The organism is Maribacter litoralis, assembly GCF_003075045.1.
Taxonomy (GTDB): Bacteria; Bacteroidota; Bacteroidia; order Flavobacteriales; family Flavobacteriaceae; genus Maribacter; species Maribacter litoralis.
Window position 1 is genome coordinate 505,407 of sequence record NZ_QCZD01000003.1, and the last position, 19,801, is coordinate 525,207.

Sequence of the window (19,801 nt, forward strand, 5' to 3'; positions counted from 1 at the left end):
ATTTTAATGTTATTTTTTAAGGTATTTTTTGCGGTTGCAGGAAAGGAATAAATTGAACTTAACAAGGTTACAATCACTTCACTATGCTGAAGAGAGATTTACGCTTAAAATATTCAAAATTACGTAGTTCCCTAACACCCTCACAATTATCGCTTCAAAGTATAGCCATTGCGAACTCAATTTTGCAATTGCCCATATGGAAAAAAGAATATTTCCATATTTTTTTGCCCATTCAACAAAAAGCTGAAATAGATACAGAAGGCATTATATCCATACTCTTAGGATTGGATAAAAATGTTATTGTACCTAAAATTATTTCTTCAACTCAGCTAGAACACTACTTACTTACCGACAATACCAAATTCATCATCAACAAACTCAATATTCCCGAGCCAGTAGATGGTATTACCATCGAACCTAAAAAACTTGATGTTATATTTATTCCTCTTTTAGCTTTTGACGAAAAAGGAAATAGAATAGGGTATGGAAAAGGATACTATGACCGATTCTTAAACGATTGCAGAGAGGACGTCATTAAAATAGGACTATCTTTTTTTGAAGCGGAATCCTTAATAGATGATATAGATATTACCGATATACCATTAGATTATTGCATTACCCCAAAAAAAACTTACTCGTTTACAGAATCTTGATTTTCTGTAGTGCTTTCAACATCTTTTGAAACGGGTTCTTCTTTACTAAAGGCTCTCTTATTAAAAACCAAAAGTATACCAACTCCTGTACTTATTGCCGTATCGGCAATATTGAATACCGGTTCAAAGAACCTAAAATTCTGCCCTCCAACCATTGGCATCCAAGATGGCCAAGTTGAATCTATCATTGGAAAGTACAGCATATCTACCACTTTACCATAAAATAATTTACCGTAAGGCTCATCTGAAAATAAAGTAGCTACCTCATTATAACTTTCATTGAATATGGCACCATAAAATACTGAGTCAAGTATATTACCCAATGCTCCCGCAAAAATTAAAGAAACCGCCCAAATCAAAGTATTGGAGGCTTTTTTCTTAATAACATCAAACAGCCAATAGCCTATACCAAAAATGGCGAACAACCTAAATATAGTCAACACCAATTTCCCTATATTATCTGAAATAGGTAGTACATCGCTAAGTTTTGCTCCCCAGGCAGCACCTTCATTTTCAATAAATAAAATTTTGAACCAACTGAAGACTTCTACAGATTCGCCCAACACAAAATGGGTCTTAATATAAATTTTACTCCATTGATCGATTACTAGGATCAAGAGAATAAACAATACGGATTTTTTAATGTTCATGGGCTATCATCAATGAGCGCAAAAATATAAATATTATTCGGTTTTACTGAGAACTATATTTCCGGTAATGGTTTCTAACATAAAAGAAGATATACCAAGTGGAATAGGGTTAGTAGATACGCTACCATACTTGTTATGGGTTTTTATCTCTGCAGATTTTGCAAGAATAGTAATGTTACCACTTTGCGTTTTAATTTTCGCATCTGCTTTTAGGTTTTTTAACAAACACGCCCCATCGGATAAAGAAACATCAACATTTTTATATGTACCCTCAACAACTACTCTTGCATTGGTACCAAATACTTCCAATTTTTTTTGACGTGGCATTTTTATTCTAATAGCTATAGAAATCACCTTATGTGCGCTTAATTTATCGTTCGGATTTTCAAAATTGGGTGTAAAACCCGTTTCTACCAAAAGGGTATTGCCATTGGTCAACACTTCTAAACCTAAATCTTGACTGTATTCACCTTCCATTTCTGCCAGAATACTTATTTCATTATTATTACTGGTTTCTACTTCAACAATATAGGAATTGGTGGCGTCTACCTGAATTAGTTCAATGTGATCGCCCAATACATTTTTATACATCTTCTTTTGAGCGTTAAGCCCTAAAGAGAATAGCAATAAGCAACATATTAAAGAACCTTTCAAAACTATAGTTATTAAAAAACGCCCCTAAAGGCGTTTTCATTATGACTGCATATTTTTAGCTTCTATGCTCAACGTAGCATGCGGCACCAGTTTCAATCGCTCTTTATTGATCAATTTTCCGGTGACACGACAAATGCCATAGGTTTTATTTTCAATGCGTAAAATAGCGTTCTTAAGGTCACGAATAAACTTTTCTTGACGTATGGCCAATTGGGTATTCGCCTCTTTACTCATAGTTTCAGAACCTTCTTCAAAAGCTTTAAAGGTTGGCGATGTATCATCTGTACCATTATTACCATCATTCATATAAGCACTCTTTAGTAGCTCTAAATGACTTTTAGCCTTTTCAATTTTCTCTTCGATCAATTCTTTGAATTCTGCCAAATCTTTGTCAGAATACCTTACTTTTAAATCTTCTGCCATCTTTTAATGTTTTTCAATAAACAATTTAGTGTTCACCTCGTCAAAAGCAATTTCAACGCCTTTGTCCAATTTTTCTTCAAAAATTAATTCGGCCGTTAAAGTTTCCGTTTTAATATACTCAATATTATCTTCTACAGCTACTTCAACAAAACCATCTTTTAAAATTTTAACCGCAATTTTATCCGTTACCTCAAATCCTGAATCTTTTCTAATATTCTGGATTCTATTTACAAGTTCTCTAGCTACACCTTCATTTTTCAACTTGTCATCAATTGTAACATCTAGAGCCACGGTTAATTTACCAGATGTTGCCACCATCCACCCTTCAATATCTTGAGAGGTAATTTCTACATCTTGTAACTGTAAAGTAATACTTTTATTTTCTAATTGGATTGTTAATTCGCCATCTTGCTCAATTTTTTGGATATCATTTTGCTCAAAAGCATTGACCACTTGGGCAATTTGTTTCATTTCCTTGCCAAATTTAGGTCCTAAAGTCTTGAAATTAGGCTTAATACGTTTTACCAATATACCAGATGCATCATCTAAGAGCTGAATTTCCTTAACATTAACTTCAGATTTAATTAATTCTGAAACTGCTTCAATTTCTTCTCGATCCTTGGCATCTAAAACCGGAATCATGATTTTTTGTAGTGGTTGACGTACTTTAATCTTCTCTTTCTGGCGGATGGACAACACCAAAGAAGATATTATCTGTGCCTTGTGCATCTTCACTTCTAAACTTTCGTCTATAAGCGATTCGTCTGCCTTAGGAAAATCCGCCAAATGCACACTTTCAAATCCGTCTTTCACCGTCGCCTTATTTAAATCTAAATACAAGCGATCCATAAAAAATGGAGCAATAGGTGCAGAAAGCTTAGCGACAACATCCAAACAAGTATATAAGGTTTGATAAGCTGCAATTTTATCTGTTGCATATTCGCCTTTCCAAAAACGTCTTCTACACAAACGAACGTACCAGTTACTCAAGTTTTCTTGAACAAATTCAGATATTGCCCTTGCGGCACGTGTTGGCTCATACTCGGCATAAGCGCTGTCCACAACCTTTATCAGTGAATTTAATTCAGAAAGGATCCAACGATCAATTTCTGTACGCTGTTCCATTGGCACATCTTCTTCTGAATACGTAAACTCATCTAAGTTTGCATACAAGCCGAAAAAGGAATATGTATTATAAAGCGTACCAAAAAATTTACGCTTAACCTCTACAATGCCTTCAGTATCGAATTTTAGGTTATCCCAAGGGTTGGCATTGCTGATCATATACCAACGCGTTGCATCGGCACCATGTTCGTTCATAGTCTCAAAAGGATCTACGGCATTACCCAATCGCTTGGACATCTTTTTACCTTCCTTATCTAACACCAATCCGTTAGAAACAACATTTTTGTACGCTACCGAATCAAAAACCATAGTAGCTATTGCATGCAAGGTATAGAACCAACCACGAGTTTGATCTACACCTTCAGCTATAAAATCTGCCGGAAATGTTTTTCCTTCATCAATCAGTTCTTTGTTTTCAAACGGGTAGTGCCACTGTGCATAAGGCATTGAACCACTATCGAACCAAACATCAATTAAATCACTTTCACGCTTCATAGGCTTTCCAGAAGCAGAAACCAATGTAATTTGATCTACAATATTTTTATGCAGGTCTATTTTATCATAGTTCTCCTCAGACATGTCATCTACAACAAAATCCGCATAAATATCCTTCTCTAACACTCCGGCTTCAACAGCTTTTGCCATTTCCGATTTTAACTCGGCAACCGAACCTATAATTATTTCTTCCTTACCATCTTCTGTTCTCCAAATTGGTAATGGTATTCCCCAATATCTTGATCTTGAAAGATTCCAATCATTGGCGTTCGCCAACCAATTTCCAAATCTTCCTTCGCCAGTTGCTTTTGGTTTCCAGTTGACCGTTTGGTTCAATTGGAACATTTGATCTTTTACATCGGTTACTTTTATAAACCAAGAATCTAATGGGTAATATAAAATTGGTTTATCCGTACGCCAGCAGTTTGGGTAACTGTGCACATACTTCTCTACTTTAAACGCTTTATTTTCCTCCTTTAATTTAATAGCAATCTCAACATCTACCGATCGCTCAGGTGCTTTGCCATCTTCGTAATACTCGTTTTTAACGTATTTACCACCCAACTCTTTTAGCTCTGGTCTAAATTTCCCTTGTAAATCTACCAAAGGCACTAGATTGCTGTTCTCGTCTAGCACAAGCATTGGCGGAATTTCCGGAACTGCCTGCTTAGCCACAAAAGCATCATCTGCACCAAAGGTTGGCGCAGTATGTACTATACCCGTACCATCTTCTGTTGTAACGAAATCACCCGCTATTATTCTAAACGCATTTTCTGCATTTTCATAAGGAAGTACATAATCTAACAATTGCTCATACCTAATCCCAAGTAAATCTTTTCCCTTAAACTCTTTTACAACATAAAAAGGAATTTTTTTATCCCCGGATGCATAGGATAACAATTCTGATTTTTCTGATACCTCGCTATATTTTCCCGAGAATTGTTTTCCTACTAAATTCTTGGCAAGGACAACATTCATAGGTTTAAACGTATACTGGTTATACGTTTCTACCAAAACATAATCAATTTTTGAGCCGACCGTTAATGCCGTATTCGATGGCAATGTCCACGGTGTTGTGGTCCATGCTAAAAAGTATACCGTACCTTCATTCTGTAAGAAATCAGGCAGCGTCTCTTCCACCGCTTTAAATTGTGCGGTTACCGTAGTATCTGTCACATCTTGATAGGTGCCCGGCTGATTTAATTCATGCGAGCTTAACCCTGTTCCCGCTTTTGGAGAGTAGGGCTGTATCGTATAACCCTTATATATTAAACCTTTAGAATAAATCTGCTTTAATAACCACCATACCGTCTCCATGTATTTGGATTTGTAGGTGATGTACGGATCTTCCATATCTACCCAATACCCAACTTGTTCGGTCATAGAGTTCCAAACATCGGTATATCTCATCACTGCTTTTTTACAAGCAGCGTTATATTCTTCAACTGAAATTTTAACCCCAATATCTTCTTTGGTAATACCAAGCTCTTTCTCAACACCTAGCTCAATAGGCAATCCATGGGTGTCCCAACCTGCTTTACGTTTTACCTGATAACCTTTCATGGTCTTGTACCTCGGAAAGATATCTTTAATAGTTCGTGCCATTACGTGATGTATACCGGGCATTCCGTTAGCAGAAGGCGGACCTTCATAAAAAACGTAACTATCCTTACCCTCTCGAGTTGATATACTTTTTTCAAAAATGGCATGTTCTGACCAGTAGTCAAGTATTTCTTCTGCGACCTTTGGTAAATTCAATCCTTTATATTCTGCGAACTTCATAGAAAATGCTTCTAGTACTGGGTTTTAAAGGCTGCAAAATTATAAAATTTTAAGCAAAAAGGAGTGTATTGAACCTAATGAAATGCTTATAAACCGTGGTTTAGAAGATTTATTAACAACTTGAACATCCAAAAGTTAAATTTCTACGTATATTACTGCGAACAATTAACCATTAAACGTTTACACAATGAAAAAAGTAATTTTAGGATCATTAGCAATTTTAGCACTTAGTATGTCTGTTTCTTGTAGAGATGCTGCCGACAAAGCAAAATCTGCAACCGAAGAAGCCGGTGAAGCTTTAGAAACTGCAGGAGAAGAACTTAAAGAGGCAGGTGAAGATTTAGAAGAAGCTGGTGAAGGTGCCATGGACGCTGCTAAAGAAGCAAGCGAAAATGCAATGGAAGCTGCCGAAGATGCTGCTGAATCAGTAAAAGAAGCTGGTCAAGAAGGTATGGATGCCGCTAAGAAAGCAGGACAAGACGGTATAGATGCTGCTAAAAAAGTTGGTAATGATGTAAAAGATGCTGCAAACGACGCGGCAGATAAAGCTGCTCAAAAAGCTGCAGAAGTAGAAAAGGCGGTTAAACACTAACCATATCCTTTTTATATAATTTTAAAAGATCCGTTTTCTACGGGTCTTTTTTTATTTAAAAATAATAGCCTAGACCAAGAATAACGTTTATACCAGGTGCCACAATACCCGACGAATATGTTCTATACCGTTGGTCTGTAAGATTCTCTACGTTACCCGTTAGTTTAATACTTCTAGAAACATCATACTGCGAACGAAAATTTAACGTGTACCATGATGGTGAAAACGGATTCCCATTTTCGTCAACTGCATATATATAATCCTTTTCCTGTTCAGACATTGCCAAATCATCATAGCCCACCTCTCCGTTATAATTGACGAATAGGTCGGTTTTGATTTTCTGGTTTTTCCATACCAAATGAAAATCTCCAAAAGTTGGTGCAGCGTGTCTTGCAGCAGTTTCAGTACCATCATCTTCCTCTTCTATACCTTCCGTTAAGGTCAGATTAGAAGATAATGACCAATGATCGGTCAAGTATGCCTCCAAACCAAACTCAAAACCATATACATAAGCTTTAGCCGCATTTTGAATTGCCTGTACGTTACTCAACTCCCCGCCGTATTCAATTTCTGAAACACCGTTATAACTAAAATCTCTTCTCACCAAAGCATCAACCAAATACGTATAATAGGCGGCTCCTTTCAGAATAACCCTGTCATTAATATTTCGCTGAACACCTATTTCCCCATTATACGCATATTCTGGTTCTAAATCTGGATTAGGCACCACCACAGAACCTGGTTCAGAATCAAATATTTTACCAACATCATCAATATTAGGAGCCCTAAAACCTGTGGAGCCATTTAAGGTTACCTGAAGATTCGCTCTTGGAAACCAACTGAAACCAATACTACCGGTCAATGCACCTGTGCTTATATCTGCCTTGTCGAAAGGAAAATCGTAAAATGTATCGTCAAAAACAGCATCTACCCAAACATGACTGTATCGTAAACCGGACATTAAAGTGAAATTGGGTTTTGCCTTATATTCACCATTTACATAGCCCGCCAAACTTTGCCATGACGACCCATTTGGGTATCTCGATGCTGCATCGGTTTTTTCATTGGTATTAATATTAAGATCATAACCATTGGACCTTACCTTATTGTAAATATATTCACTACCATAGTACAGTTTAAAATCACCAATTTTTTTGTTCTCAAAATCCAAATTAACATTGAAAGCGTCTACTTTTTCTTTTGTGGTATTTCGGATCTCATCTTGAAAATCCCTGTTGATTCTACTCTCTTCAAAAAATTGGTATGCCATACCTAATTTTAAACCATCATAGACCTTACCACTACCCTTATTGAGCAATTGTACATTTCCCATAAACCACTTTTGAGGACCATAGTACCATTCTGCAGAACGTAACCCTATACCGTCACTCGACGGTCTAATTAAACGGTCATATCTAGAATAATTTGATGTTTCACTATAATACGCTCCTAAGTTCAAATCCCATTTAGAATTAGGCTTGAACAATATTTTTTGCATAAGGTTTATTTGGTCATAACCTGTGGTCACCTGTTTTTTTGGATTGCCATTATCAACCACCTCATCTACTCCGTTAACGGTTTGCACATAATTATTTCTCAAATAAGAATCCGGTCCGTGAGAACCCATTCTTAGATCTTGAAAGTTATTATATGTCATACTTGTAAGCGATGCCCATTTTTTCTTTCCCAAATTAACATCAGCATGAACCGTATTCTCACTATTTGCAGATGAGAATCTATAGTTGGCACTACCGTTGATCCTAAGGCTATCGTTTTGCGACAACATAGGCTTATTCGTATAAAAATTCATTACGCCTCCAATAGCGTCACTACCATAAATAACGGAACCCGGCCCAAAAATAACTTCGGTATTCTTAATGGTGTAGGGATCTATTGAAATTACATTTTGCACATTACCTCCTCTAAAAATAGCATTGTTCATTCTAACACCATCAACAGACAATAACAATCGATTAGTAGCAAAACCCCTAATCATTGGGCTACCACCACCTAACTGACTTTTTTGTACAAATACCTTACCGCTGTTTTGAAGTAAATCTGCAGAAGTTTGCGGCGTAGTAAATGCAATGGAACGTGCATCTAATGAGATAATTTTATTGGGAATATCCCTCTTTTGCTGCTCCCATTTAGAAACGGACATTACCACTTCATCTAATTCTTGGGCCTTCATAACCAAGTACACTTTATTCCCTTGTCGTTGTAGCTGCTGTTTTGTGGTGTTGAACTCTTGATAACCAACATGCTTTAACGTTATACGTTCTTTATAACCAAATACCGAAGCATTGAATACCCCATCAAAATCGGTCAAGGCAATCTTTGACTTATCTTTATTAAATACGGCAACATTGGAAACTTCTTCAGCACTGTCTCCATCTAAAACGGTTATATTTTGTGCATTACCAAAACAACTAAACAATAAAAGTGCAATAACTAGATACTTAGACATACGTATTAAATACTTCATTTAAAACGGCAAGCGACTTCGGTTTTCTAAATCCCTGTAAATGTAATTCAAAGTAAAGTATTAAGGATTTTAGTAGTTCTTGTCGATTGGTTTTGTTCATTTTTATGGTATGAATTGCATCAAAATTTGTGCCTAAGAAGCATTTTAAGTAATAAATATTTTCACCCTTAAGATTGGGATTTAGCGATTCTTTTTCGGCAAATTCACCCTCCAACAAATCAAAATACGGTTTATCTATTTGATAGACATCTGGATAGAAACCCAAAAACCTGGTAAGCGATAGCATAAAATACAAATGAAAGTTCGCCACATTTTTGTGCATATCCAACCATTGCAAAGAGGCTTCTAAATATTCGAACAAATCTTCGTTCTTTTCTTCTTCTCGTATGCTATTCCCCAACAATTCAGCTAAAAATAAAGTCATAGCATTTTTGGCCATGTCTGCATACAACGTTTGATAATGATAAAAAACCTTAGCTTCTTTAAGTGTCTCTAAACTACCTTTATTTTTATGATTGGCAACAATTTCGAGCTGTGTCAAAGGTTGAAAATAGGCAGTCTTTAATTTCCCCTTCTTAGAGGAAAGAACACCTCTTAATAAATATGATTTAATTCCGTCTGAAGCAGTAAAAGCCTTAACGATAAGACTGGTATCGCCATATTTTATTGCAGAAAATACTATTGCCTTGGTGGTTACCTGCATATTGATCAATCTATTTAAACAAAGATAGTTGATTGTATTTTGGCGATTAAGGGATAAAAAAAATGCGAGAACCAAAAATAGGTCCTCGCATTATATAACTATATGCTTTAGGTAAAATCTAAAGTATTAGATGACCCCTTGAGCCAACATGGCGTCTGCTACTTTTACGAAACCAGCAATATTTGCTCCCTTTACGTAGTTACAGAAACCGTCTTCTTCTTTACCAAATTCTATACAAGAATCATGAATGTCTTCCATAATATCCTTTAAACGCTCATCTACCTCTTCACGTGTCCAGCTTATTCTTAATGAATTCTGTGACATTTCTAAACCAGATGTTGCAACACCACCAGCATTTGAAGCTTTACCAGGTGCAAACAATATTTTTGCATTATTGAATTCATGTACGGCATCTGCGTTACAAGGCATGTTTGCACCTTCGGCAACACACATACAACCATTTCTCAATAATAGTTTTGCATCGTTTTGATCCAATTCATTTTGGGTAGCACAAGGCAATGCGATATCACATTTTACTTCCCATGGTGTTTTGCCTTGGTGAAATTCAGCCGAAGGGTATTGCTTAACATATTCAGAAATACGCCCTCTTCTGTTGTTCTTAAGGTCCATTACAAAAGCTAGTTTTTCGTCGTTTAAACCATCTTTATCATAAACGTACCCACTAGAATCTGAAAGTGTTACCACTTTAGCGCCTAATAATATTGCTTTTTCAGCCGCATATTGAGCTACGTTACCCGATCCAGAAATTACTACAGTTTTACCATCAAAACTTTCATTTTTGGTCTTTAACATGCTTTGTGCAAAATATACGGTACCATAACCTGTAGCTTCCGGTCTTATTTTAGAACCACCCCAAGAAAGTCCTTTACCAGTTAATACACCGGTAAACTCGTTACGTATCTTTTTGTACATGCCAAAAAGGAAACCAATTTCACGAGCACCAACACCTATATCTCCGGCAGGTACATCGGTATTTGGACCAATGTGTCTATTTAATTCTAACATAAAGGCATGACAAAAACGCATTACCTCGTCATCAGATTTTCCTTTAGGGTCAAAATCAGAACCACCTTTACCACCACCCATCGGCAATGTTGTAAGGCTATTTTTAAATACTTGTTCAAATGCCAAGAACTTAAGAATACTAGCATTTACCGTTGGATGAAAACGTAAACCACCTTTATATGGTCCAATTGCTGAATTCATCTGAATTCTATATCCACGGTTAACATGTATCTCTCCGTCATCATCTACCCATGCCACCCTAAACGATACTAAACGCTCTGGTTCTACCATTCTTAAAAGAATGTTCTTACCATTATATATTTCGTGCTTCGCAATATATGGTATTACAGTTTCAGCAACTTCTTGAACCGCTTGTATGAATTCTGGCTCATGTCCATTTCTGGCAATTACCTCATCCATAAATGCTTTAATTTTATTTTCCATAAAGCTATTTGAACTTATTAAATTATTGATTTCAAAATATAACGCCAAAATTATGCTATTTGTGTAATTTGATGGCTTAATTTTTTAAAAATTGACAAAAATTGTTGTTTTGACAACAAATCACCCTTACTTACTACATTTAATTTAACATTTGGGCCATTATGCTATCGCTTGATCTAGATCTGCAATCAAATCATCAATATCTTCTATACCAACGCTTAATCGTATTAATTCGTCTACAATACCACTCTTAAGTCGATCTTTTTTTGGAATACTTGCATGCGACATACTTGCGGGGTGCCCAACTAGACTTTCTACACCTCCTAATGACTCAGCTAAAGTAAATACCCGTAGCTTCTCCACAATTCTGATAGCTTCTTCGTAATTACCTCCTTTAGGAACAAAAGAAATCATACCTCCAAAATCTTTCATCTGCTCTTTTGCCACCATGTGGTTAGGATGATCCTCAAAACCTGGCCAATACACCTTTTCAATTTTTGGGTTATTGTTCAAATATTCGGCAATAGCCCTACCATTTTCACAATGTCGCTGCATACGAACGTGTAATGTTTTTATTCCTCTTAAAACTAGAAAACTGTCCATTGGCCCACAAACGGCACCGCTCGCATTTTGAATAAAGTACAATCTGTTCGCCAATTCTTTATCCTTTACAACCAATCCTCCTACAACCGAATCACTGTGCCCTCCGAGATATTTTGTTGCCGAATGCATTACAATATCAGCACCCAAATTTAATGGCTGTTGCAAATAAGGTGTCGCAAAGGTGTTATCTACCGCCAATAAAATATCATTTCCTATAGTTAATGCCGAAATAGCCTTTATATCTATAATGTTCATCATTGGATTTGTAGGTGTCTCTACCCAAATCAATTTGGTTTTCGAATTGATTTTTTCCTTAACGGCATCTGCTCCTTGCATTCCAACAAAATGAAAAACTATTCCAAACTTTTCAAATACCCGTTTAAAAATTCTATATGAACCACCATAAAGGTCATTTGTAGAAATGACTTCATCACCTGGTTCCAATAATTTAAGAACAGCGTCTATTGCCGCCATACCACTACCAAATGCCAAACCGTATGTGCCACACTCAATACTTGCCAATGAATCTTCTAAGGCTGTTCTTGTGGGGTTTGCACTTCTAGAATATTCATACCCATTATGACCACCAGGTGTAGTCTGTGCATATGTGGAGGTTTGATAAATAGGAGGCATTACAGCACCGTAAGCTTCATCTGATTTTTGACCACCGTGTATGGTCTTGGTGTTAAACTTTAAGTCTTTGGCAGCCATAATACAGTATTTGCCATACAAATGTATTGTTATCTTTTGGGGAATACAATGATGATGTATTTTTACATTAAATCTATCCCATACATGAAATCAAAGCTTACCTTTTTATTCCTTACCGTTCTATTAATTAGCTGCAACAATAAAAATTCATTATCATTTGAACCGCTCTCCGTTCAAACTGAAGCCTGCGAAAATTGTACTTCGGTTCAAATAGATATTCCAAAGGCAACGGGGAAAACCAAACTGAGTGCAACTATAAATTCTGCCTTGGAAGGTGAAATTATAGCTCTTCTTAATTTTGATGAAGAAAGCAACGCCAAAAATCTAGAGGAGGCAAAGGATGCTTTTTTAAATGATCATGAAGTACTCAGCAATAAATTTATAGAAGAATCAATACCATGGGAGGCATCTGTTGAAGGCTCTATTTCTTTTGAAAACGATGAGCTAATAACCATTAAACTTGCTTCTTACATTTTCACGGGTGGCGCACATGGTTATGGCACTAACAGATTTCTAAATTTCGATAAACTTAAAGGGATTGAGCTCTACCAAGAAAACCTATTCAATAATTTAAATGATTTTACGCTTTTTGCGGAGTCTCAATTTCGTCAACAAGAAAATATACCTGCAAACAATTCAATAAACAGTACCGGTTTTATGTTCGAGAACGAACTATTTTATTTGCCTAGTAATATTGGTTATACCGAAAACGGATTGCTATTGTTTTATGAACCCTACGAAATTGCTTCTTTTGCAGATGGACCTATTACCTTGACCATTCCATATAAAGAAGCAAACCCTTTTCTAAAATATCCTAAGAAGCCTTAAGCTAATTGTTTTAATAACAATGCAATTTGCCCAATGTGCAAACCTTCGTGAAATAGGTTAAAAGCAATGGCATCATCAACATTTTTAAGCGTAACCTTAGCGCTAGTGGTATACTCGTTAAATGTTTGAAAAAGATTCGTTTCATAATCTTCTATGAGCCATTCTGCTGTAGATATCAAAAAATCGGCTATTACCATCATTTCTTCATCAGAAGCTGTACCGTCGGGCACCGTACCTTTTTTAAACTTATCCACTAAATTATCTGGCACACGCATTTGTAGCCCACTGAATTTATACACTAAAAGCTGTTGGGTAATTATTGTATGGGCAATATTCCAATACACATTGTTATTAAAGCCCTGAGGTATTTTTAATAATTTATCTTTTGATGTTTTTGTCAATATTGCATGTAGGTTTCGACGATTCTGCAACATTACCTGAAAAATATTCTCTGTCATCTTTTCACATTTAAAGCCTTGTAAAAATAGCACAATTAATGTTATTTAGGTTTCTTTGTAGTACTAAAGCCGTCATTAAAAAAAGTGTTTTATCTCTATTATGGAGAAACAGTACCTATTGAAGTATCTATGCCGATGAAAAAAATTTACCACCTAAGTTCTTGCTCTACCTGTCAACGAATTATTAAAGATTTACAACCACTTACCGATTTTGAATTGCAGGATATTAAAAGCGAGCCTATTACAACTTCTCAATTAGAAGAAATGCACAGCCTATCTAATAGTTATGAAGCGTTATTTAGCAAAAGGGCTGTTTTGTACCGTGAGCGTAATCTCAAAGAACAAAATCTTACAGAAGATGATTTTAAAGATTTAATTCTTGAGCAATACACCTTTTTAAAAAGACCAGTGATTATTGTAAATGACCAAATTTTTATTGGCAACAGTAAAAAAGTGGTTGAAGCCGCTAAAAAGGCAATACATTCGTGAGCAGTCGATTACTAGCTATATTTGCAGCCATAGGCGCGACGATCATTTATGCATTGAACCATACTATTGCAAAAGGGGTCATGCCCCATTATGTGCAACCTTTTGGTTTTATTATCATAAGAGTTCTTGGTGCCGCCATTCTATTTTGGCTGATTTCCCCTTTAGGTCCAAAAGAACGAATAGACCCTAAAGATTATGTACGTATGCTGATCTGTGCCCTGCTTGGCATGGCAATGAATATGTTAGTTTTTTTTAAGGGACTATCACTTTCTACACCGATCAACAGCTCGGTATTGATTACCACCACACCAATCATAGTTCTTATTTTATCGGCTGTAATTTTAAAGGAAAAAATATCCGCTAGAAAAGTTATTGGTATCGTAATAGGATTACTGGGTGCCCTAGGCCTTATTCTCTTTGCTACTGAAGTTAGACAAGATGCCCCTAATATACCTTTAGGCAATTTTTTAATTTTTATGAACTCGATGTTTTACGGGTCTTACCTTGTTTTGGTAAAAGTACTTATTAGCAAATATCATCCGTTCACTTTTATGAAATGGTTGTTCTCGTTAGGCGTACTAATTTGCCTACCTTTTGGATATGAAGAGTTCATGGAAATTTCATGGAGCACATTACCTTTTGAAGCTTATTTTGGTATAGGATTTGTGATTTTAGGTACAACTTTTTGCACTTACCTTTTCAATATTTTTGCATTAACACAGCTAAAAGCATCGACCCTAAGTGCTTTTGTTTACGTACAACCATTGGTAGGTATTGCCTATGCAGTTCTTACTGGGCAAGACACCATTACCACTGTAAAAATAGTAGCTGCTTGTTTTGTTTTACTTGGGGTTTACCTTTCTAGTAAAAAACCTAAAAAACAACTTCAGGAGAATTAAAGGTGTGACCTCTTAGCATTTTCTAAGTGAATGGTTATTTTCTTTACCGCTCTTTCCTCATCTCTTTGATGCATGGCAGATACAATATCTAAATGCTCTTGCATGATTGAATTTAAGGGTCTATTTAACCCTACTAAATCCATAAAAGGTAGAATTTTGGCAGATTTAAACAACTGATACAAGGTTCTATTACCACAATTTTTAGCAATAAACTCATGAAAATACCTATCAATTTTATAAAAAACGTACGCATTTTGCGGTCCTTTTTCAAAGGGAACCAACAAATTTCTTAAATCATCAATTTTAGATTGCGGGGCATTTTGTGTAAATAGTTTTACGGTCATAGATTCTATTGCTATACGGCAATCGAACATTTCTGCAATTTCTTGTTCACACAACTCTCTAACAGAAAGACCGTTGTCTAAATTCCCCACCAACAAACTCTCTTGCTGTAATTGTAACAACACTACCGGTATAGTATCGTCTTTAATATTTAAAGTATGAGATAGCCTATGCTCGGTTATTAATTGACCAGGTATTAGCTTTTTGGTAACGATCAACTTTTTTACCCTCCCGTATGTTTCTTGAAATATTTCTTCTGGTAGGCTAACCATAAAGTAAAATAGGTAATTATTGGTTCATTTATAAAACTACAGCTCATAAGGGGGGACTTCACTGTAATTGTTTTGGTCAATTAAAAATAAGGTATTTAACCTTGAAAATCCTATAAATTTTTAGGAATTTTCAAGAACCTCCTTGAATCTTCTTTTGTTAGTACTTTAAAATGTTCTCCTTTTTCTATCTCACTGAATCGATTTAACAACTCTTCGGTTAATCCAGTAAGTTTTCTTGTTTTCAAGTCTATCCATGCACCCATCATTTCACACCTTGCTATATTCTCACCTTTGTGATTATAAAAATTATGATGAAATTCAAAGAACTTGCCATCTTCGCTTAAACCCATTATTTCTAAAGATACTTTTATAGGCTTCCCCGGAAAAGCTTCCTTAAAATAATACACGTGCTCATAAAATACTACCGGTCCTATTTCGTGGGTTGCCATGGTCTTGTGATCAAAGCCTTGCTCAATTAAAAAAGCCATACGAGTATGACTCATAAAATTAATATATGCCGAATTTGCTAAATGCCTGTTTGCATCTACATCACTCCACCTAATTTCAAAATCTTTAAAGTACATATCTATATTTTTTGCTATGCATGCATAATACTTCATAAAAATAACATAGTTTTGATTCCTAAGAAATAAAGAACACCGTTTTTTATCGTTATTTTTAAATCACGTTCTAAATCATATAGATATGTCTAATAAGCCCGGTTTCATAAAAGAATTGTCATTACCTGCGATTGCAGCACCAATGTTTTTAATTTCTGGACCTCAATTGGTCATTGAATGTTGTAAAAACGGAATAGTTGGTACTTTCCCCGCATTAAATCAAAGAACAAGTGAAGGTTTTGAAGAGTGGCTAATAGAAATTAAATCTGCTTTAAAATCTTTTGAAGAGGAAACAGGAAAAAAAGCTGCTCCTTTTGGCGTCAACTTAATTGTACATCCTACAAACCCTAGATTAGAAGCCGATATTAAACTATGTGTAAAACATCAGGTTCCATTGATCATAACTTCCTTAGGTGCTGTTTCGCAAGTTGTAGATGCTATTCATAGTTATGGTGGTTTGGTATTTCATGATGTTATTAAAAAACGACACGCACAAAAAGCAGCCGAAGCCGGTGTAGATGGCTTAATACTGGTAGCTGCTGGTGCAGGTGGCCATGCCGGTACTTTAAACCCAATGCCTTTCGTTGCCGAAATAAAGAAATTTTTCCATAATACCATTCTTCTTTCCGGTTGTATTAGTACCGGTAGAGATATCGCATCTGCCTTACAAATGGGTGCAGATCTTGCCTATATGGGTACTCGTTTTATTAATACAGACGAAAGTAAAGCAACACCGGAATATCGTAAAATGATTATTGAAGCCGGTGCAAGCGATGTCGTGTATACTGCTTCTATCTCTGGTGTACATGCCAATTTTTTAGCGGCAAGTTTAAAAGCTGCAGGTATTACCGAAGAGGACCTTAAAAAAGATGTGAAAATCGATTTTGGCAAAGAATTGGATACAGAGGCAAAGGCATGGAAAACCATATGGTCCGCAGGTCAAGGCTCTGCGCTTATAGATAGTACAACTTCTGTTTCTGAATTGGTTAGCGATCTTAAAACAGAATTTAGAGATGCTATTGAAGAGCAGATAAAAGTTTTGGAAACCTACCCTAAGTAAAACCTTAGCTTAAAATGCCCTTAGTAGATTCTTCATATAATCCACCATTATTTTTTAAGAACGGACACCTATCGACAATATATGCAGGGTTAATTAGAAAAGTACATGGCGTAGAGCAAATACGAACACGCATTACATTAGCAGATTCAGATTTCTTAGATCTCGATTGGAGTTATGCTTCCACCGATTCAAAAAAACTGGTAATTATAATACATGGTTTGGAAGGAAGCTCTAAAAGAGCGTACATAAGAGGTAGTGCCAAAATATTATCTGAAGCCGGTTATGATGTATGCGCTATTAATTTAAGAGGTTGTAGTGGCGAAGCAAACAAATTGTATCGCTCTTACCATTCTGGTGCTACAGATGATTTAGCATCGGTCATAACATATATTTTACAATTGGCTAAATATGAAAACATCTATCTTCATGGCTTTAGCCTTGGTGGCAATCTTTTACTAAAGTACCTAGGAGAACAAAGAGAGATTCCTAGCGAAATTAAAGGTGCCGTAGCAATATCGGTACCATGCCAATTGGCAGATTCTCTTGAACAATTACTACAGTTCAAGAATGCATTATACGCGAAAAGGTTTAAAGGTAACCTGATTGAAAAATTAAGATTGAAACAACAGCTCTACCCCGAGTTGATTTTAGACAACGATATCGAAAATATTAAAACACTTAAAGATTTTGATGATATCTATACTAGTAAAGCACATGGTTTCAAAGATGCTATGGACTATTATTCACAAAGCAGCAGCTTGCAATTTTTAGAATACATTGAAGTACCTACGCTTATAATCAATGCCCTTAACGATTCTTTTCTAGGTAAAGAATGTTACCCTGTTGATATAGCACAGAAGCATAAAAACCTATATCTAGAGTTACCAAAATATGGCGGACATGTTGGTTTTTATGGTGAGAATAATTTTACCTTCACAGAAAAGCGCACTTTAGAATTCTTAGATAACATTGTCTAATACCTCAAAATATCATAAGACTATATTAAATTGTTATCCCGTTAAATTTATTGATTAAAAACAAGCATACATCTGCCCTAAAAGGTACTGAGACACGTAAAAATTCATATATTAGTCGCTCAAATTACAGACAACACTTAAAACTTAGTAAACGTATGCGCAAATTATTCACTTTATTAGTTCTTGGCTCCATGATAATGAGTTGTGGTGAAAAGAAGGAAGAGAAAAAAGAAGGTTTTGAAATGAACAGAACCAAAAAAGAAACGAAAAAAGAAACAGCAAGTGAAGGCGTGCCTGTTGATTTAGACAATAAAGGAGTTGGCCCTATAACCAGTGTTACTTTTGACGATACTGTAAACGAAGAAATGGCTGCTGCAGGTAAAGAAAAATTTGAGGCTATTTGTACGGCTTGCCATATGGCAGAGCAACGTATGATCGGTCCTGCACTTAAAGGGGTTTACGAACGTAGAAGTCCAGAATGGGTTATGAACATGATTTTAAATCCTGATAAGATGTTAAAGGAAGACCCAATTGCCAAAGCATTATTGAAAGAATACAACAATGCAATTATGCTTAATCAAAATTTAAAAGAAGAAGAGGCTCGTAACTTAGCAGAATACTTACGTACGCTGTAACTTAAAACGCCAACCTTATTTATATCGAAGACCCTTTCATAATTATGAAAGGGTCTTCATTTTTGAACATACTTTCAATAGAGGTTCATTTGTAAATTTTTTGTTCTTTTTACGACCAAATAACTATAGAATTTTAAAGATTGATAAATGAAAAACGATAAAATAAAAATAGATATAGTTTCTGATGTTGCTTGTCCATGGTGTTATGTCGGTAAGAAAAGATTGGAAAAAGCCATAGGTGCATGGGACGGAACCGAAATAGAAATTGAATGGCATCCATTTCAATTAGACCCAAATATACCAAAGGAAGGGTTGGATAGAGATACATATCTCACCAATAAATTTGGAAGCGTAGACGGACCACTAGAAATGACAAAGCGATTAGAAGAAAGTGGTAAAGATGAAGGTATTAATTTCAACTTTGGAAAAGAGTGGTTGGCAGTTAACACCTTGCCTCTACACCAACTTTTACATGTTGCAGGAGAGGAGGGTTTCAAAGATGCCTTAAAAGAACGTTTAATGAAGGCTTATTTTGATGAAAATCTACACCTAAACGATGTCACTGTATTACAAACCATTATGACAGAGTACGATTGGTCTGCTGAGAAAACACAAAAAATAATTAATGATGACCGTATCGCTTATGCAGTTAAACAAGAAATTGCACATTACCAACAGCGCGGTGTAAATAGCGTACCTTTCTTTATCATCAATGATAAATATGGCATAAGTGGTGCGCAACCTCCAGAGGCATTTTTAGAAGCGTTTAAACAAGTAGCACCTTTAAAAATTATAGCCAATGGCGATAGTTGCGACCCTACTACCGGAATTTGCTAATTAAATGAACACAAACGTTATTTTAAAATTAAATTTAA

The 19,801-nt window shown here is 35.7% G+C and carries 20 protein-coding genes; 9 read left to right on the plus strand and 11 right to left on the minus strand.

All coding sequences use genetic code 11. The features are described from left to right. Positions 1-83: 83 nt before the first annotated feature. The gene (locus DCS95_RS13665; RefSeq protein ID WP_116771344.1) at positions 84-653 is read left to right on the plus strand and encodes a 5-formyltetrahydrofolate cyclo-ligase; all 570 of its coding nucleotides are present in this window, start codon (positions 84-86) and stop codon (positions 651-653) included. Here DCS95_RS13665 and DCS95_RS13670 read toward each other — a convergent pair. From DCS95_RS13670 to ileS, 4 genes are all read right to left on the minus strand, one after another. Next, the gene (locus tag DCS95_RS13670; RefSeq protein WP_116771345.1) at positions 632-1,303 is read right to left on the minus strand and encodes a lipoprotein signal peptidase; all 672 of its coding nucleotides are present in this window, start codon (positions 1,301-1,303) and stop codon (positions 632-634) included. The genes DCS95_RS13665 and DCS95_RS13670 overlap by 22 nt on opposite strands. A 33-nt stretch (positions 1,304-1,336) precedes the next feature. Continuing rightward, the gene (locus DCS95_RS13675) at positions 1,337-1,894 is read right to left on the minus strand and encodes a DUF4097 family beta strand repeat-containing protein (protein ID WP_116771346.1); all 558 of its coding nucleotides are present in this window, start codon (positions 1,892-1,894) and stop codon (positions 1,337-1,339) included. A 102-nt stretch (positions 1,895-1,996) separates the two neighbouring features. After that, the gene (locus DCS95_RS13680; protein WP_058104814.1) at positions 1,997-2,380 is read right to left on the minus strand and encodes a TraR/DksA family transcriptional regulator; all 384 of its coding nucleotides are present in this window, start codon (positions 2,378-2,380) and stop codon (positions 1,997-1,999) included. A gap of 3 nt (positions 2,381-2,383) precedes the next feature. Continuing rightward, on the minus strand, positions 2,384-5,782 hold the full coding sequence (gene ileS / locus DCS95_RS13685) for an isoleucine--tRNA ligase (protein WP_116771347.1): 3,399 nt from the start codon (positions 5,780-5,782) through the stop codon (positions 2,384-2,386). Positions 5,783-5,969: 187 nt separating this feature from the next. Between ileS and DCS95_RS13690 the strand changes: the two genes are divergently transcribed. Continuing rightward, positions 5,970-6,374 (plus strand): hypothetical protein, encoded by a 405-nt coding sequence (locus tag DCS95_RS13690; protein ID WP_116771348.1) that lies wholly within the window; start codon positions 5,970-5,972, stop codon positions 6,372-6,374. A 55-nt stretch (positions 6,375-6,429) separates the two neighbouring features. Here the strand turns inward: DCS95_RS13690 and DCS95_RS13695 are convergent, their stop codons facing one another. The 4 genes from DCS95_RS13695 to DCS95_RS13710 form a co-directional block, all read right to left on the minus strand. Further along, positions 6,430-8,841, minus strand: coding sequence for a TonB-dependent receptor (locus DCS95_RS13695; RefSeq protein ID WP_244178458.1), 2,412 nt, complete (start codon positions 8,839-8,841; stop codon positions 6,430-6,432). Beyond that, positions 8,834-9,562: a DNA repair protein RecO gene (gene recO / locus DCS95_RS13700; protein ID WP_116771350.1), complete on the minus strand. Its 729-nt coding sequence runs from the start codon at positions 9,560-9,562 to the stop codon at positions 8,834-8,836. The genes DCS95_RS13695 and recO overlap by 8 nt, the downstream gene beginning before the upstream one ends. A gap of 126 nt (positions 9,563-9,688) precedes the next feature. Beyond that, positions 9,689-11,032, minus strand: coding sequence for an NADP-specific glutamate dehydrogenase (gene gdhA, locus DCS95_RS13705; protein WP_116771351.1), 1,344 nt, complete (start codon positions 11,030-11,032; stop codon positions 9,689-9,691). 159 nt (positions 11,033-11,191) lie between these two features. After that, positions 11,192-12,346, minus strand: coding sequence for a cystathionine gamma-synthase (locus DCS95_RS13710; protein WP_116771352.1), 1,155 nt, complete (start codon positions 12,344-12,346; stop codon positions 11,192-11,194). A gap of 84 nt (positions 12,347-12,430) precedes the next feature. On the opposite strand from DCS95_RS13710, the gene DCS95_RS13715 reads away from it, so the two are divergent. After that, complete coding sequence (locus tag DCS95_RS13715; RefSeq protein WP_116771353.1) at positions 12,431-13,174, plus strand: DUF3298 and DUF4163 domain-containing protein; 744 nt, start codon at positions 12,431-12,433, stop codon at positions 13,172-13,174. On the opposite strand, the gene DCS95_RS13720 is transcribed toward DCS95_RS13715, so the two are convergent. Then, entirely contained in the window at positions 13,171-13,632 is a 462-nt protein-coding gene (locus tag DCS95_RS13720) for a DinB family protein (RefSeq protein WP_116771354.1), read from the minus strand. The two genes, DCS95_RS13715 and DCS95_RS13720, sit on opposite strands and share 4 nt — an antisense overlap. Positions 13,633-13,767: 135 nt before the next feature. On the opposite strand from DCS95_RS13720, the gene DCS95_RS13725 reads away from it, so the two are divergent. Further along, positions 13,768-14,121, plus strand: coding sequence for an arsenate reductase family protein (locus tag DCS95_RS13725; protein WP_116771720.1), 354 nt, complete (start codon positions 13,768-13,770; stop codon positions 14,119-14,121). Then, positions 14,118-15,020: a DMT family transporter gene (locus tag DCS95_RS13730; protein WP_116771355.1), complete on the plus strand. Its 903-nt coding sequence runs from the start codon at positions 14,118-14,120 to the stop codon at positions 15,018-15,020. Before DCS95_RS13725 ends, DCS95_RS13730 begins: the two co-directional genes overlap by 4 nt. Here DCS95_RS13730 and DCS95_RS13735 read toward each other — a convergent pair. Both DCS95_RS13735 and DCS95_RS13740 read right to left on the minus strand, forming a co-directional pair. Beyond that, the gene (locus DCS95_RS13735) at positions 15,017-15,634 is read right to left on the minus strand and encodes a GntR family transcriptional regulator (protein WP_116771356.1); all 618 of its coding nucleotides are present in this window, start codon (positions 15,632-15,634) and stop codon (positions 15,017-15,019) included. The genes DCS95_RS13730 and DCS95_RS13735 overlap by 4 nt on opposite strands. 110 nt (positions 15,635-15,744) lie before the next feature. Further along, positions 15,745-16,218 (minus strand): acyl-CoA thioesterase, encoded by a 474-nt coding sequence (locus DCS95_RS13740; protein WP_116771721.1) that lies wholly within the window; start codon positions 16,216-16,218, stop codon positions 15,745-15,747. A 121-nt stretch (positions 16,219-16,339) separates the two neighbouring features. On the opposite strand from DCS95_RS13740, the gene DCS95_RS13745 reads away from it, so the two are divergent. The 4 genes from DCS95_RS13745 to DCS95_RS13760 all read left to right on the plus strand — a co-directional run bounded on the left by DCS95_RS13745 (position 16,340) and on the right by DCS95_RS13760 (position 19,763). After that, a complete protein-coding gene (locus tag DCS95_RS13745) occupies positions 16,340-17,314 on the plus strand; it encodes an NAD(P)H-dependent flavin oxidoreductase (RefSeq protein WP_116771357.1) in 975 nt (324 codons plus the stop codon). A gap of 14 nt (positions 17,315-17,328) precedes the next feature. Then, positions 17,329-18,291, plus strand: coding sequence for a YheT family hydrolase (locus DCS95_RS13750; RefSeq protein WP_116771358.1), 963 nt, complete (start codon positions 17,329-17,331; stop codon positions 18,289-18,291). A 155-nt stretch (positions 18,292-18,446) separates the two neighbouring features. After that, positions 18,447-18,926 (plus strand): c-type cytochrome, encoded by a 480-nt coding sequence (locus tag DCS95_RS13755; RefSeq protein WP_116771359.1) that lies wholly within the window; start codon positions 18,447-18,449, stop codon positions 18,924-18,926. 147 nt (positions 18,927-19,073) lie between these two features. Then, positions 19,074-19,763 (plus strand): DsbA family oxidoreductase, encoded by a 690-nt coding sequence (locus DCS95_RS13760; RefSeq protein ID WP_116771360.1) that lies wholly within the window; start codon positions 19,074-19,076, stop codon positions 19,761-19,763. The last annotated feature ends 38 nt before the right edge of the window (positions 19,764-19,801 follow it).